Here is a 15,368-nt window from a genome sequence, read left to right as displayed (position 1 = left end):
TTTGTTGTTATTTTGAGATGAAATTTTTGAATAAGTAAGAAAAAAGAACTGTTTGGCGATTTATATCTTTTTCAAAATAATTCATAATTAAATTATTGATTATTAATGTTTTGGTTGTTATTTTGATTGCTTTAATGCTGAATATTTTCATGAATCCTTTAAATAATTAAAAAAAAGTAATTTTAAACTTGACTAATTTGGTAGAATTAATATATATTTGCATCACAGAAAATTTCTGTAGTGATACTTATCCAGAAAGACTGAGGGAATAGGCCCATTGATGTCTTAGCAACCTGTTACCGAATAAGGTGCTAAATCCTTCCCGATTTGCGGGACAGATAAGAAAGATTTCCTCAAAATCTGAATAAGGTCATCATTATTAAAAACTATTATTTTTTTAAGATGAAAACCGAATTACTTTTTTTACATGCCCTTTCTCCACGTTTGAATTTTATTTTCGAAGAAGATAACCGCGTCATTTTCCGAATGCGCAGATACTAGTTTTCTCTTCTTTATTTCCTTTTTAAATAGAATTTGTTAAGGCCTATTAACCAAAGGCCGTGGAATTCTTTTGTCCAATTATTAAACTAAAACCAAAATGAAAAAAAACTTATTAAGCTTAATTTTACTGCTGAGCCTTCTTCCCGGCAGACTTTTAGCACAGGAACGAACGATCAGCGGAACTGTTAGGGATTCTGAAAACGGAGAACCTTTGCCAGGAGTAACAATTAGCGCATCAAACAGTAATAAATCTTCTATAAGTGATGCTGACGGCCGATTTTCTATCGTTGTTTCTCAAAATGATAAAGCTTTGACTTTGACTTATATTGGCTATAAAACATTAGAAAAAGGAGTTAATTCTTCTTTCGAAAATATTCGTCTAACTTCAGAAAATACGGCACTTAAAGAAGTTGTAGTAGTAGGTTACGGAACTCAGAGTAAAAAAGAATTTACAGGTTCTGCAGCTAGAATTACTTCGAAAACAATTAAAGATATTCCGGTTCAGAGTTTTGAGCAAACACTTATCGGAAAAGCTTCTGGTGTAAATGTATCGACTCCGAGTGGAGTTTTAAACGATCCTCCAGTTATTAGGATTCGTGGCGTGAATTCTATTTCCTTGAGTTCTTATCCTCTTGTGGTTGTTGACGGAATTCCGGTCAATACTGGAGATATTTCGACAACAAATTCGGTTGCGAATAATCCGCTTGCGGATATCAACCCTGCTGATATTGAATCTATTGATATTCTAAAAGACGCTGCTTCAACTTCAATCTACGGTTCACGAGCTGCAGGTGGCGTTCTTTTGATTACCACTAAAAAAGGAAAACAAGGAAAAGCAAAAGTTACGTATGATACTTGGGTTGGAATTACAAGAGCAACCAGACTTCCTGATCTTTTAGATGCTGAACAATATGAAACCATAAAAAACGAAGCGGTTTTAAACAGTAAAATACTAACAGGAAATGAAAATAATGCTTCTGTAGCATCGGCACTTTTCTTTCCGTCTTATAATGCAGACGGTTCACGTGTAAATACAAAATGGAAAGATCAGGTTTATCGCGATGCGGTTTCTCAAAACCATAATTTAGGTATTTCGGGAGGAACAGAACATACAAGATATTATTTCTCTACCAATTATTCTAGACAGGAAGGAATTACAAAAGACAATAATTTCGAAAGAAAAGGCGCAAGATTCAATATTGACCATGATGTAAACAAATGGTTGAAATTGGGAGGAAACCTTTCTTATAACAATACTTTCAATCAAGCACAAAATACAGGTTCATTAAGCAGCAGCGGTTTATTGCTTATTGGCGCGGCGCGTCTGGCTTTTGCATTGCCTCCAAACGTATCACCATATAACGCTGATGGCACATATAACTTGAGCTCAACAGGAACTGCAAGTCCAGGAAATAATTTATTCACCAATACTTTATGGCATCCGGGTGCGTTGTTCGAAAACAGTAAATATACCAGTACAAATGATCATTTTGTTGGAAATGTTCATGCAACAATTACCTTTTTTGAAGGTTTCAAATTTGATTCTAATTATGGAATTGACAGATTAAAATCTGAAAATATTACGTATTTAAGTCCAAACTTAGGATCATCTGCCTTTGCAACAGGAGGTTCGGCTACCAATATTGCGGCGACCAGAAACAACTACAATTTCACCAACAGTTTGTCTTTTGACAGACGTTTTGGAGCAAACCATCATGTAGCGGCTTTGGCAGGTTATGATGTTCAGAAATATGAAAACTCTTCTTGGGGAGCAAATCAAACCAATGTCTCTGATCCTTTCTTTGAAAATTACCAAGGAACATGGGGAACAATTCGTTCCTCTGGAAATGGTTTGTCAGAAAGACTTTTCCTTTCTTCTTTCTTCAGATTATCATATGATTATGGCGGAAAATACTTCATTACAGGAAACTTTAGAAAAGATGGGAATTCTGCTTTAGGCGTAAACAGCAAATACGGAAACTTCGGCGGTATTTCTGCGGGATGGTCTGTGAGCGAAGAATCGTTCTTTAAGAACAGCGGTATCGCAAACTATCTGAATTCACTTAAATTAAAAGGAAGTTGGGGTAGAGTAGGAAACGGAAATCTATCATCAGCCTATGCTTCACAAAATTTGTACAGTTCTTCTATTTACGGAACAGCAGCAACTTGGGCGCTATCGCAGGCAGGAAATGAAGATTTAGGATGGGAAACGAGCGACCAAACGAATATTGGACTTGAAGCAGGTTTCTTTAAAGACAGATTGCAATTTACGGCAGATTATTTCAACAATGACGTAAACGGTTTGATTTTAAGCAGTCCACAATCTCCTTCAAAAGGAATTCCGGGCAATTCAATTCTTTCCAACGTCGGTTCGATGTATAATCGAGGTGTCGAATTAGGTTTGAATGCTTCTATTATCAATAAGGAAGATTTTCAATGGAAAGCTTCTTTCAACTATACGCATGTAACGAATAAAGTTACGGCTCTTGCAGAAGGAAACACAGATATTATAGGATATACGCAAGTTACTACAGAAGCCAATAATATCACAAGAGTGGGCTATTCTGCGGGAAGTCTTTATGGAGCCGTATCAGCGGGTGTAAATCCAGAAAACGGACGTCGAATTTTCATTAATAAAAATGGAGAAAAAGTGCAATACAGTGCCGCAGTTCCGTCTGGACAAAGCAACTGGACGTATTTAGACGGGTCTACAGCCGCAGCTATTACAGTGGCAGATTATCAGGTTTTGGGTAATGCTCTGCCAAAATGGTACGGAGGCGTGACCAATAATATTCAATACAAAGCTTTTGATTTTACGGTTGGATTTACTTATTCGGGCGGAAACAAAGTAATGAACAATACCAGAGGAACTTTACTAGATCAGCGTTTTTACAATAATTCGACAGAAGTCTTAAACCGCTGGACAACTCCAGGACAACAGACTAACATTCCGAGATTGGTTTACAATGATGTTATTTCGAACGGTTCAAGCGGATTTGCAATTTCTGATAATGCCGAAAAAGCCGATTTCTTGAGATTGCAACAATTGACAATTGGTTTTTCTCTTCCGAAGAATATTTTAGAAAAAGCGCAATTATCATCGGTTAGAATTTATGCTCAGGCAACCAATCTTTTCTTGATTACTTCGTATTCGGGAACAGATCCAGAGACTTCATCAAACGGAGATTCAACCACTTCTATGGGAGTAGAGAAAAACTCTGTCGGACAAGGAAGAACATTCAGTTTTGGACTTAATGTTGGTTTTTAATAAATAAAATTATATCATGAAAACATATTTCAAATCATACAAAACATCGGTTTTAACTTTATTGCTGTCTGGAATTTTACTGACTTCCTGCGAAAACAATGAAGATCTGAATATCGCTCCAGAAACAACAGTTTCTGACAAGGATATTTTTAAAACTCCGGCAAGAATCGAAGGCTTGGTAAACGGAATTTATAAAGCATTTAAAGGTGCCAGCGTTTACGGAGGCCGAATTTTATTGTATCAAGATCAGCGTGGAGAAGATTTCATCAACATCACAGCAAATAATTTTACAGGTTACGAAAGCTGGAACAACTCTTATAGTTCAGGATCAAATGATATCAACAATCTTTGGGCACAGGCATATTCGGCAATTAATAACGCAAATATCTTGATTGAAGGTTTAGCAGTAAATCAGGGCGTAATTACAGAAGAAAAAGCAAAACAATATATTGGCGAGGCAAAGCTGATCAGAGCATTAGCTTATTATACTTTGGTCATTAATTTCGGACAGCCTTACAATAAAGATGCAGGAGCTTCTAAAGGACTTCCGTTACGCTTAAAAGCAGAAACCGGAACAGCCAATAATGATTTGGCAAGAAGTTCTGTAGCAGAAATTTATACGCAAATTTTGAAAGATCTAAACGAAGCTGAAGCAACATTGCCTCAGAGTTATACAACGGCTGACCTCAATACCACAAGAGCACACGTAAGTACTGCAATTGCTTTAAAAACAAGAGTTTACTTAACGTTGAATAACTGGCCAAAAGTAATTGAAGAAGCGGCAAAATTGGCTCCGCAGACGCAAGCTCCATTTTCTACTACGGCTAGCGAGGTTAAGCATGCATTGCAATCGGATATTACGTTGATTTTTTCTTCAAACTATGCTACAGTTGAATCTATTTTCAGCATTCCGATGAGTTCTTTGGATTCGTACACCGGACAATCGTCTATTGCTTATATTTACAATACCAATTTAGAATATTACCTAAATCCAACGGGAATTTTGGGCGATGCGCAATGGAGAACAACAGATAACAGACGTAATTTGACAAGAACCGTTTCGGGAAAACAATATTTTAAAAAATTTGCAAAACCATCGCCATTTTTAGATTATATCCCTGTAATTCGCTATTCAGAAGTTTTATTGAATTATGCTGAGGCAGCTGCCAAAACAGGAAATCTAACTTTAGCCGCCAATCTTTTAACTGCAGTTCATCAGCGATCTGATGCTTCGTACACGTTTGCATCTTCAGTAACTTCAAATCAGAGCCAATTAATCGAGGCAATCTGGAAAGAGCGCAGAATCGAATTGCTTGGAGAAGGTTTCCGTGGGCCAGATTTACTTCGTAATCTGCAGACACTTCCGGCAAAAGGCGACAACAAATTGCAAACTCAGGCGGTTTCGCCTTCGGATGCTAATTATGTTTTTCCGCCAGCAAACACAGAATTATCAGCAAATAAATTATACTAAAAACCAATAATAATTAACCACGAAACTTTGTCAAAGCAGTCACTTTGGCAAAGTTTTACTAAAAACAATTAAGATGAAAAAGATACTATTAGGTTTAGTTTTGTTTTTTGGGATAACAGAATCTCAGGCGCAAGAAAGTAATTTACAGTTAAAAGGAACTGTTGTAGATACCGTAGCACAATATGTCTATCTGCAGAAATTTCACAATAAAATGTTCACGACTATTGACTCGGTAAAAGTAAAAGACGGAAGTTTTAGCTTTAAAACCAAAGTAAAAACGCCTGAATTGTATGGTTTGAGTGTAAACACAGCTAATAATCCGCTTTATATTTTTTTAGAAAAAGGACCCATTACAGTTAAATTGAGTCCGCAAAAGTATTACAGCATTTCAGTAGTTGAAGGTTCTGCTGCTCAAGATTTGTTTGATGTTTATAGAAAAACAAAAGATGTAGAAATCAGCAAATTCATTACAGAACATCCAAATTCAATAGTTTCTGCATATGTTTTGTACAGAAATTGGTCGTACAGATTGACTCCAGATCAGATCACGCAAAATATTGCTTTGTTGGATAAAAGCCAGCAAAACTCCACTTACGTGAAAGAACTAAAAGAACTGGTAACCGTTTTAAACGGATTGGCTGTTGGTAAAAAAGCCCCTGATTTTACTGCCAATAATCCAGAAGGGAAACCAGTTCGTTTTTCTGAAAACTTAAAAGGATACACTTTAGTCGATTTTTGGGCTTCTTGGTGCGCACCATGCCGAAAAGAAAACCCAAATATTGTAGCGGCTTACAAAGAATTTCACGATAAAGGCTTCAATATTATCGGAATTTCTTTAGATAAAAAGAAAGAAAACTGGATAAAAGGAATTCAAGAAGACCATTTAGATTGGTTGCAAGTTTCGGAATTAACCTATTGGAACAGCACCATTGCTAAATTATACGGAGTTAGAGCTATTCCAGGAAATTATTTAGTGGATTCGAAAGGAGTAATTGTAGCAAGAAATCTTCGTGGAGAAGATTTACAGACAACGCTTAAATCGCTTTTGGATAAATAATTTGCGCTTTTTGTCATTTTCCGTAGATCGATGACAAAACAACATTTATAAAAATTAAAGAGAATAAAATGAAAACCAGATTATTTTTTTCAGCAGCAATGTTGTCGTTGATTATAGCAAACGCCCAAGTCAAAAGTGGTTTTAAAGGACAAGACCCTATTACGGCAGTTTCGACAGTAACGCGTCCTGTGGAGAAACAATGGAAAGGCGTTTTTGATAAAACAGGAGATGAGGTTTACTTCGGAAATGATTTCGCAGGAGCGCGCCTTAACGGAGTTGTAAAACTAGACGACAATACTTTCAGCGTTTTGATTACCCCAGAAAATGCGCCAATAAACGGAAGTCCATGGTATGCTTTTAAAGTTTGGTCAAAAACAGAGAAGGAAATTCAGATTCGGTTTGATTATCCGCCAAACGTAAGACATCGTTACAATGCGAAAATCAGTACCAACGGAAAACAATGGATAGCTTCTGAAAATGGCACTTTCGTGAAAAAGGAAAAAGATTCCAATTATGTTTTGAAAGTAAAAGTCAGCAGAGACACGACTTGGATTGCCGCGCAGGAACTTAAAACTTCGAAAGAAATAAACGAATGGATTTCATCCTTAAAAAATAAAAACAACACTGCCGAAGCTTCGATTGGTGTAACGGCAGAAGGAAGAAAAATTCCAGTTTTCAGTATCGGAAATCCTTCATCTAAAAATAAAATCCTGATTTCAGGACGCAATCATCCGCCAGAAGTTACAGGACATTATGCTCTTGAGGCTTTTGTAGAAAGTTTAACAGCCGATACACCATTGGCAAAAAAGTTCAGAAAGAAATTTGAAGTGTACGTCATTCCTCTTCTGAATCCCGATGGTGTTGATGGCGGTTTTTGGAGACATAATTCGGGCGGAATCGATTTGAATCGCGATTACAATGAATTCAATCAGCCGGAAACCAGAGCGGTTCGTGATTTTCTGAAAAATGAAATCAAAGATTCGAACAAACTTTGGTTTGCGATTGATTTTCACTCTACACATGATGATATTTATTACACAGTCGATCCTAATCTAAAAGGAAATATTCCCGGTTTTGTGCCCAATTGGCTGAATAAAGTAAAAGACGGAATTCCGAATTATACGCCACATGTAAAACCTTTGTATTTTAAACCGCCAACATTCACATTGTTCAGTTATTTGTTTGAAACCTACAAAACAGAAGCTTTGGTGTTTGAAATTGGAGACCATACGCCGAAAGATTTTATTAAAAAGAAAGGAGAAGTTTCGGGAGAAGAATTCATGAAACTGATTTTGGAAAATGTTAAAAATTAAAAGAAATGAAAAAAGTAAAAATTTATATCATTCTAGCGCTAATTGCTTCTGTCTGTTGTTTCAGTCAGCAAAAAAAAGAACTGATTCAGGTTACTGATCTTTTAAAAATCAGAACAGTGACAGATGTTGAGTTGAGTAAAGACGGACAAAATGCCGTTTTTACAGTAAAAAGCATCATCAAAAATCCAGAAAATGCTCTAGATTATGATTACGATACACAGCTTTGGATTACCAAAACCGCCAAAAACAATACACCAAGACAACTCACTTTTGGTAAAGAAACATCAAGTTCTCCTGTTTTTAGTCCAGATGGAAAACAAATTGCTTTTACCCGAAATGTAAAAGGAAAATCGCAGCTTTTTTTGTTTAAAGTGGATGAAGGAGGAGAGGCCGTTCAACTTACAGAATCGAAATACGGCGCTGGAAATCCAAAATGGAGCCCAGACGGAAAACAGATTTTGTTTACGGCATCCATTCAAATCAATGAATTAATCAAGGATTCGGTTTTAAATCCGAAGAAAGAATTACCAATTTGGAGTTTTGAAAAACCAGGATTTTCGGCAAACGAAAACCTGAATCCAAACAAAACCAAAGCCGATCCAAACGGAACTATCGAGGCAATCAGAGCTTATTTGGAAAACAACGAAAAAGATAAAAAAGCAAAAGTCGTAGACAAATTGCATTTTCAAACCGAAACCGCTGTAAGCAGCGAATTACGTTTTACACATATTTTTATTATCGATGCCAAACCAGGATCAAAAGAAAAAGCAGTCACAAAAGGATTTTATTCTCATTCAAATCCGTCATTTATAAGCAATACCAAAATAGCTTTCAACGCAAGCCTCAATGAAAAAAGGCATCCAGACAGGGTTATAGAAAACCGAATTTACACGATAAACACAGACGGAACTAATATAGCGGAGTTGTTGGGAGCAGAAAATACGGTATTCCAGCTGTTGGCCGTTTCGCCTTTGGGAAAACAGTTAGCATATCAGGAAAGCATCAGCAATAATTTATCGATTCCCGTGCTGAAAGTTTTCAATTTAGAAAATCCTTCTGGCAAAAGCAAAGTGATTGAATACGATCGAAATAACAATAATGTTCGTTTTTCTAAAGATGATAAGCAGCTTTATTTTACCTCTTCGAGCAATGGCGGTTATGTGCTTTGTACAGTTCCGCTAAATACTTTAAAAGTAGAAACACTAACTTCTTTCGACCAAGGAATTACAGATTATGATATCAATAATGGTGTTCTTGCTTTCGCGAAAGTTGAGGTTCAGAATCCGTCAGAACTTTATATTTCAGATTTAAAACTAAAAGAACCGAGATTGGTTTCCGAATTCAATACCAATTGGTTGAAAAACAAAGCACTAAGTTTTCCTGAAAAATGCACCTTTACCAACGAAAAAGGTCTTGAAATCGAATATTGGGTTACAAAACCAACTCGTTTTGAAGAAGGTAAAAAATATCCTTTATTAACTGAAATTCATGGTGGTCCGGCATCAATGTTTGGTCCTGGCGATGCCAGTATGTGGCTAGAATACCAGTTTTTTGCGGCCCAAGGTTATGGCGTTTTATATAGTAATCCGAGAGGTTCTTCGGGTTATGGCGAAAAGTTTTTACGATCCAATATTAAAGATTGGGGGCCAGGACCTTCAAGCGATGTTCTTACGGCTTTAGACAAAACTACAGCATTGGGCTGGGCAGATACTAATAAACTTTTTATCACAGGCGGTTCCTACGCAGGATATTTAACCACTTGGATCATCAGTCACGATCAACGATTTAAAGCCGCTTCTGCACAACGCGGGGTTTATGAATTGAATACTTTTTTTGGAGAAGGAAATGTGTGGCGAATGGTTCCGAGATATTGGGGCGGTTATCCGTGGGAAAAAGAAACCAAAGCCATTTTAGAACGTGAATCACCGCTGAATTATGCCGAAAACATCAATACTCCGTTTTTGATTATTCATGGAGATAACGATTACAGAACTGGTGTTACACAAAGTCAGATGCTTTATAAAATGCTTAAGGTATTAGGAAAACCCGTGGAATATGTAAGACAGCCAAATGCAAGCCACGAAATCACCAGAAGTGGCGATAATCGTCAGAGAATTGATCAGTTGCTTCGAACTTTTGAATTTTTTGAAAGATTCAATCAATAATAAAATAGTTAGTTAATTAAAAAGTGATAGGGAAATGAATGCTATTGAGAAAACAAAACCAGTAAGTTTAGAGCGTTATTTTTCTGAGTTCAGAAAAAATACAGTAGGGGTAAATCATAATTTTGAATCGGTTTACGGGCAGCAAGATCTGTTATATGCAGACTGGGTGGCTAGCGGAAGATTATACGGTCCGATTGAAGAGATTATGATCGATAAAATAGGTCCAATGATTGCCAATACGCATTCATTTTCAAGTCAGACGGGAAAAGCTTCTACTTATGCTTACCAATATGCGAGAGATATTATTAAAAAACATGTGAACGCTTTAGAATCTGATGTTTTAGTGACAACTGGAACCGGAATGACGGCTGCACTTTCGAAATTGCAACGCGTTATGTGGCTTCGAAAAAACTATGAAAATGAAAGTGATAAACCAGTAGTTTTTATTACACATATGGAGCATCATTCGAATCAAGTTCCGTGGTATGAGGTCAATGCTGATGTTGTAATTCTGCCAGCTGATGAAAACAATTTGGTCGACCCAGAAATTCTTTCTGAAGAAATAAAAAAATACAAAGACAGAAGTTTAAAAATCGGCTCTTTTACCGCTTGTTCTAATGTTACCGGAATTATTACGCCTTATCACGAATTAGCTAAAATCATGCACCAAAACGACGGACTATGTTTTGTTGATTTTGCAGCTTCGGCTCCTTATGTAAAAATCGACATGCATCCAGAAAACACAGAAGAATATTTGGATGCTATTTTCTTTTCGCCACATAAATTTCTTGGTGGGCCCGGTACTTGCGGTGTTTTGGTTTTTAATGAAAAATTATACCAATCTGATTTTCCTGACAACCCGGGTGGAGGAAATGTAAAATGGACCAATCCGTTAGGAAATTATTGTTACAGCGATGTGATAGAAGTAAGGGAAGATGGCGGAACTCCGGGATTTTTGCAAGTAATGAGAGCAGCTTTGACATTGCAGCTAAAAGACAAGATGAGCGTCGAAAAAATTGCCAAAAGAGAAAAAGAACTGCTGGATTTGTGTTTTTCAAAACTTCAAAAAATACAAGGTTTGTCTGTTTTGGGAGATTTAAAAAGTGAACGTATTGGATGTGTTTCGTTTGTAATTGAAGATATTCATTACAATCTAATTGTAAGACTTTTAAACGACCGTTTCGGAATTCAGGTACGTGGTGGCTGGTCGTGTGCGAGTACCTATGCTCACTACTTGTTTAATATCGACGAAAAGCGATCAAGAGCGATTACGAGTGAGCTTCTTCAGAAAAATCAAACTAATAAACCAGGTTGGGTACGTTTGTCGCTTCATCCAATTATGACCAATAATGAACTTGAATTTATTTGCGATGCAATCGAGCAAATAACGCTACATTATAAAAAATGGAAAAAAGAGTATACGTATAATGCTGCAACAAATGAATTTGAGAGTATTCAAATCAACGAAACAATCAAAGAGGATGTTCAGGAATGGTTCAATCTGGGTTAAAGAAATGTTTGTTATGCGTATGCTAACAAATTCAGAACCTTTTAAGAAATATCAAAAGAGAAGAAACCCGACAGGTTTAAAAAAAAGGCTGTCGGGTTTCTTTGTTTTAGGTTTTATAAAATCACTTTTTAAAAGCTATTTAAGAGATTCGATGATTTTTTCTCTGTGTGTAAGTCCCCAGTTTACCAAAGTTTCTGTAACTGGAAGTACTGATTTTCCATATTCGGTGATTGCATAAATTACCGTAGCAGGTTTCGTATCTTGTTCTGTTCTGCTGATTAGCAAATTGATTTCTAGTTCTTTAAGTTCCTTGCTGAGCATTTTTGCAGAAATGCCGCCAATTTCACGTTGCATTTTTTTAAAATGGATTGTCTGATGCGTTCTGTTGGTTAAAAACCTCAAAATCATAAGTTTCCATTTTCCGCCTAAGACGTCTAGACTGTCACGCATAGCCATAAGTTCTTCAGAACAATTGGCTTCGCGAATAACGCCATTCTCATTAATTTGTGCCATACTAGTTTCTCTTTGGTAACCGGTTACCTTGGGTAAACCCATAACAAAAATAAAATATTAGGCTGATACTTTTGTAAACTAAATGGATAAAAAATGAAAGCAGTAGTATTACAAGAAAATCAAAAATTTAAGCTGGCAACAGTCGCTGTTCCAGAGCCAGAATCGAATGAAATTCAGGTAAGGATTATGTTCGCCGGTTTTAATCCGATCGATTATCAAATGACAGAAGAGGGATCAGAAAGAAAACTGTTGCATTCTCCAATTCTCGGACGTGAATTTTCAGGAATAGTGACAGTAATTGGCGCTCAGGTAACCGAATTTAAAATTGGTGATGCTGTTTTTTGTGGTTCAGGAAGCATGGGTTCAAACGGAACTTATGCTGAATATATTTGCGTTCCGGAAGCAATTGCTGTCAAGAAACCTCAAAATATCTCTTTTGAAGAAGCTGCAGGAATTCCGTCAGCAGGACTTACTGCTTTACAATGTTTTAAAAGAATGAACGCTTCTTTATCAGATTCAATATTGATTACAGGCGGAGCTGGGGGAGTAGGAAAGATGTTTGTTAAACTGCTTATTGCGAAAGGTTTTTCCAATTTCATAACAACAGCAGGAAATGATGAGAGCATAAATTCTTTAATCGATATTGGTGTAAAACCAGAACAAATCATCAACTATAAAACCGAAGACATATACGAAAAAGCCCTTTCGTTAAACGGAAATAAAAAATATGATATAGCTGTAGATTTGGTCGGAAATCATATTGTGGCAATTGTAGCAAAGCTTTTAAAAATCAATGGTACTTATATAAATGTCACAAATTTTTCAACTCCAGAATCGCGAGATATTCTTTTTTCTAGAGGAGCGACAATTCATAACATTTCTAATTATGCATACGGACTCGAAAATCATTTTGAATATTATAAAAATAGTTTGAACGAGATAACAAAGTTAATTGAAGATGAAAAAATCAGTCCGCCCAAAATTTCGCTTATTGGGGAATTGAGTACTAGAACAGTCGAAGAAGCACTTTCTATGTTAAGAGAAAATAAAACACAAGGGAAAAAATTAATAATGCAAATACATACCAAATGAAAACAATTCCAAGACGAGTAGTAACAGGTCTAAAAAACGGAAAATCAATTATCGAACAAGATGAAATCGTTACCAATGTTTCAGAACATTTTCCGGGACTGATTATTTCGGATATTTGGTCAACTGACAGCACTCCTGCAAAATTTGATGAAAAAGTTATTGAAAATACCGCTTTTCCAAATACTCCAAAAAATGGAAGTTATTTCCGTTATGTACAAATTCCGCCCGACAAAGATTTAGGAATTGTTGCTTCCGAAGGCCAGCCACATCCGTTGATGCATCAGACAGACACATTGGATTATATCATCATTATTTCAGGTGAAATTTATTTGATTGTAGACGAAGAAGAAACGTTGTTGCAAGCTGGAGATATCGTCATTCAACGAGGAACGAATCATGCTTGGAGCAATCGCTCTGATTTGCCTTGCATTCAACTAGCTATTTTATTAGATGCAAAAAAAGACTAAATAGCATCTGTTTTGATAGAAAGACTAGAGCAATCGTTACAGTAGTCTATTATTTTGATAGGTTAATAAAAGTTTTAAAGATTTATGATTAAAAATTGAAATTAACTATTTAAATTTGCAGCATCAATGAGAAATAAAAGCCTTAATATGAAGAATTATTATATCAGCAATACAATGATGTGTTGTAATGTTGTTATGTAATTTACTGATTAGGCTTCTCTATAAAAACGATATTATTTATTTTAAAAAGCCTTTCATAACTGTTTGAAAGGCTTTTTTGTTTTGCAAATCTGAAAATAAAAATGATTGAATTAAAAAATGTAACCAAAACGTTTCGTCAGAAAGACAGAGTAGTTTTGGCCTTGTCTGATGTTTCGCTCAAGGTTCCGCAGGGGAAAATTTTTGGTGTTATTGGAACTTCCGGCGCCGGAAAAAGTACTTTGATTCGTTGCGTCAATTTGCTGGAAAGACCAACAATGGGAGAAGTTATTGTAGGCGGAAAAGCTTTAATGAGGCTTTCCGATTCACAATTGGCAATTGAAAGACGGCAAATCGGAATGATTTTTCAGCATTTTAATCTGCTTTCTTCCAGGACAGTATTTGAGAATGTAGCTTTTCCGTTGGAATTAGTCGGTACTTCAAAAAATGAAATCAAAACTCGTGTTTTAGAACTATTGGAATTGGTGGGTTTGGCCGAAAAAGCAAACGATTATCCGGCAAGTCTTTCGGGCGGGCAGAAACAACGAGTAGCGGTTGCGCGAACTTTGGCCAACAATCCAAAAGTTTTATTGTGTGATGAAGCAACGAGCGCACTTGATCCCGCGACAACCCGTTCTATTTTAAATTTATTGAAAGACATTAACAAACGACTGAACATTACAATTTTATTGATTACGCATCAAATGGAAGTTGTAAAATCAATTTGTGATGAAGTTGCCGTAATCAGTCACGGAAAACTAATAGAGCAGGGAAGTGTGGGTGAAATTTTCGCTGATCCTAAACATGAATTGACGAGAGAATTTATTTCTTCTTCGCTTCATATTGAGATTCCGTCTGTTTATCAGGAGAAATTGCAAAAGGAAGACAACGGAAGCTTAAATCCGTTATTGAAATTGGAAATGACAGGAAAATCGGTAAACGAACCTGTTATTTCAGAAGTTTCCAGACTTTTTGATACCGATTTCAAAATCGTAAGTGCACAAATGGATCAGGCAGGCGATGTAAATTTTGGCGTAATGCTGATTGAACTTTCAGGAAAACGCGAAAATTATGATGCTGCCATTCAATATTTTAATTCAAAACACATTAAAACAGAAATTTTAGGTTATGTCTGATTCTCTTATAGATTTATTGTTAAAAGGAACATGGGAAACCATTGTTATGACTTTTGTATCGGGCTTTTTTGGCTTTTTATTAGGGCTTCCAACAGGAATTTTGCTTTTTCTTACCCGTAAAAACCAAATTTTAGAACAGCCTGCTTTAAACAGAACCTTATCGGTTTTGGTAAATGTTTTTCGTTCCATTCCATTCATCATTTTGATTGTTTGGATGATTCCGTTTACCCGTTTCATTGTCGGAACTTCGATTGGAGTAAGTGCGGCTTTGGTTCCGTTGAGTATTGGTGCAGCGCCGTTTATTGCCCGTTTGGTCGAAAACAGCCTTTTGAGCCTTCCGTCAGGATTAATTGAAGCAGCAAGAGCGCTTGGAGCGACACCATTACAGATTGTTTACAAAGTATTGCTTCCAGAAGCGTTGCCATCCTTAATCAATGCAGCAACTATTACGCTGATTACGCTTATAGGTTATTCTGCCATGGGCGGTGCAGTCGGCGCAGGCGGACTTGGGCAAGTGGGTTATCAATACGGATATATTGGTTATGATGCCGTGACTATGAATTCGGTTTTAGCCTTATTAGTGCTTTTGGTATTCCTGATTCAGTTTGCGGGAGATGCGTTGTCGAAACGTTTTGACCATCGATAATTGATTTAAAAATAGAATTAAAAATTAAAAC

Annotated in this window: 11 protein-coding genes and 1 riboswitch; of the genes, 10 read left to right on the top strand and 1 reads right to left on the bottom strand. The window is 36.4% G+C overall.

Translation table 11 applies throughout. From position 1 onward, the window contains the following. The first annotated feature begins 244 nt into the window (after nt 1-244). Nucleotides 245-345, top strand: a riboswitch (SAM riboswitch). Between the two features lie 253 nt (nt 346-598). The 6 genes from ACFFLS_RS21725 to ACFFLS_RS21700 all read left to right on the top strand — a co-directional run bounded on the left by ACFFLS_RS21725 (nt 599) and on the right by ACFFLS_RS21700 (nt 11,285). Continuing rightward, nucleotides 599-3,769: a SusC/RagA family TonB-linked outer membrane protein gene (locus ACFFLS_RS21725; RefSeq protein ID WP_379687414.1), complete on the top strand. Its 3,171-nt coding sequence runs from the start codon at nt 599-601 to the stop codon at nt 3,767-3,769. A 16-nt stretch (nt 3,770-3,785) separates the two neighbouring features. Beyond that, nucleotides 3,786-5,240 (top strand): RagB/SusD family nutrient uptake outer membrane protein, encoded by a 1,455-nt coding sequence (locus ACFFLS_RS21720; RefSeq protein WP_379687413.1) that lies wholly within the window; start codon nt 3,786-3,788, stop codon nt 5,238-5,240. Between the two features lie 73 nt (nt 5,241-5,313). Further along, nucleotides 5,314-6,297, top strand: coding sequence for a redoxin domain-containing protein (locus ACFFLS_RS21715; protein WP_379687412.1), 984 nt, complete (start codon nt 5,314-5,316; stop codon nt 6,295-6,297). Between the two features lie 68 nt (nt 6,298-6,365). Next, nucleotides 6,366-7,610, top strand: a complete 1,245-nt coding sequence (locus ACFFLS_RS21710) for a M14 family metallopeptidase (protein WP_379687411.1) — start codon at nt 6,366-6,368, stop codon at nt 7,608-7,610. 5 nt (nt 7,611-7,615) lie between these two features. Continuing rightward, nucleotides 7,616-9,775 (top strand): S9 family peptidase, encoded by a 2,160-nt coding sequence (locus ACFFLS_RS21705; protein WP_379687409.1) that lies wholly within the window; start codon nt 7,616-7,618, stop codon nt 9,773-9,775. 34 nt (nt 9,776-9,809) lie between these two features. Then, nucleotides 9,810-11,285, top strand: a complete 1,476-nt coding sequence (locus ACFFLS_RS21700) for an aminotransferase class V-fold PLP-dependent enzyme (RefSeq protein WP_379687408.1) — start codon at nt 9,810-9,812, stop codon at nt 11,283-11,285. 135 nt (nt 11,286-11,420) lie between these two features. Here ACFFLS_RS21700 and ACFFLS_RS21695 read toward each other — a convergent pair whose 3' ends face one another. Next, the gene (locus ACFFLS_RS21695) at nt 11,421-11,798 is read right to left on the bottom strand and encodes a winged helix-turn-helix transcriptional regulator (RefSeq protein ID WP_379687406.1); all 378 of its coding nucleotides are present in this window, start codon (nt 11,796-11,798) and stop codon (nt 11,421-11,423) included. Nucleotides 11,799-11,891: 93 nt separating this feature from the next. Here ACFFLS_RS21695 and ACFFLS_RS21690 point away from each other — a divergent pair, with 93 nt between their 5' ends. From ACFFLS_RS21690 to ACFFLS_RS21675, 4 genes are all read left to right on the top strand, one after another. Beyond that, the gene (locus tag ACFFLS_RS21690) at nt 11,892-12,890 is read left to right on the top strand and encodes an NADP-dependent oxidoreductase (protein ID WP_379687405.1); all 999 of its coding nucleotides are present in this window, start codon (nt 11,892-11,894) and stop codon (nt 12,888-12,890) included. Beyond that, a complete protein-coding gene (locus ACFFLS_RS21685; protein WP_379687404.1) occupies nt 12,887-13,357 on the top strand; it encodes a cupin domain-containing protein in 471 nt (156 codons plus the stop codon). Before ACFFLS_RS21690 ends, ACFFLS_RS21685 begins: the two co-directional genes overlap by 4 nt. 302 nt (nt 13,358-13,659) lie before the next feature. After that, complete coding sequence (metN, locus tag ACFFLS_RS21680) at nt 13,660-14,691, top strand: methionine ABC transporter ATP-binding protein MetN (RefSeq protein ID WP_379687402.1); 1,032 nt, start codon at nt 13,660-13,662, stop codon at nt 14,689-14,691. Then, nucleotides 14,684-15,337, top strand: coding sequence for a methionine ABC transporter permease MetI (locus ACFFLS_RS21675; protein WP_379687400.1), 654 nt, complete (start codon nt 14,684-14,686; stop codon nt 15,335-15,337). Before metN ends, ACFFLS_RS21675 begins: the two co-directional genes overlap by 8 nt. The last annotated feature ends 31 nt before the right edge of the window (nt 15,338-15,368 follow it).

Origin of the sequence: Flavobacterium procerum, assembly GCF_042431625.1 — a bacterium.
Classification (GTDB): Bacteria; Bacteroidota; Bacteroidia; order Flavobacteriales; family Flavobacteriaceae; genus Flavobacterium; species Flavobacterium procerum.
The sequence above is the reverse complement of the archived record's forward strand: the minus strand, read 5'-3'. Positions and strand labels throughout refer to the sequence as shown.

Excerpts from the sequence above, each read along its gene's own strand:
- ACFFLS_RS21720 (WP_379687413.1), top strand. The coding sequence starts at position 3,786 with ATGAAAACATATTTCAAATCATACAAAACATCGGTTTTAACTTTATTG.
- ACFFLS_RS21675 (WP_379687400.1), top strand. The coding sequence starts at position 14,684 with ATGTCTGATTCTCTTATAGATTTATTGTTAAAAGGAACATGGGAAACC.
- ACFFLS_RS21715 (WP_379687412.1), top strand. The coding sequence starts at position 5,314 with ATGAAAAAGATACTATTAGGTTTAGTTTTGTTTTTTGGGATAACAGAA.
- ACFFLS_RS21700 (WP_379687408.1), top strand. The coding sequence starts at position 9,810 with ATGAATGCTATTGAGAAAACAAAACCAGTAAGTTTAGAGCGTTATTTT.
- ACFFLS_RS21685 (WP_379687404.1), top strand. The coding sequence starts at position 12,887 with ATGAAAACAATTCCAAGACGAGTAGTAACAGGTCTAAAAAACGGAAAA.
- ACFFLS_RS21695 (WP_379687406.1), bottom strand. The coding sequence starts at position 11,798 with ATGGCACAAATTAATGAGAATGGCGTTATTCGCGAAGCCAATTGTTCT.
- ACFFLS_RS21705 (WP_379687409.1), top strand. The coding sequence starts at position 7,616 with ATGAAAAAAGTAAAAATTTATATCATTCTAGCGCTAATTGCTTCTGTC.
- ACFFLS_RS21710 (WP_379687411.1), top strand. The coding sequence starts at position 6,366 with ATGAAAACCAGATTATTTTTTTCAGCAGCAATGTTGTCGTTGATTATA.
- ACFFLS_RS21725 (WP_379687414.1), top strand. The coding sequence starts at position 599 with ATGAAAAAAAACTTATTAAGCTTAATTTTACTGCTGAGCCTTCTTCCC.
- ACFFLS_RS21690 (WP_379687405.1), top strand. The coding sequence starts at position 11,892 with ATGAAAGCAGTAGTATTACAAGAAAATCAAAAATTTAAGCTGGCAACA.
- metN (WP_379687402.1), top strand. The coding sequence starts at position 13,660 with ATGATTGAATTAAAAAATGTAACCAAAACGTTTCGTCAGAAAGACAGA.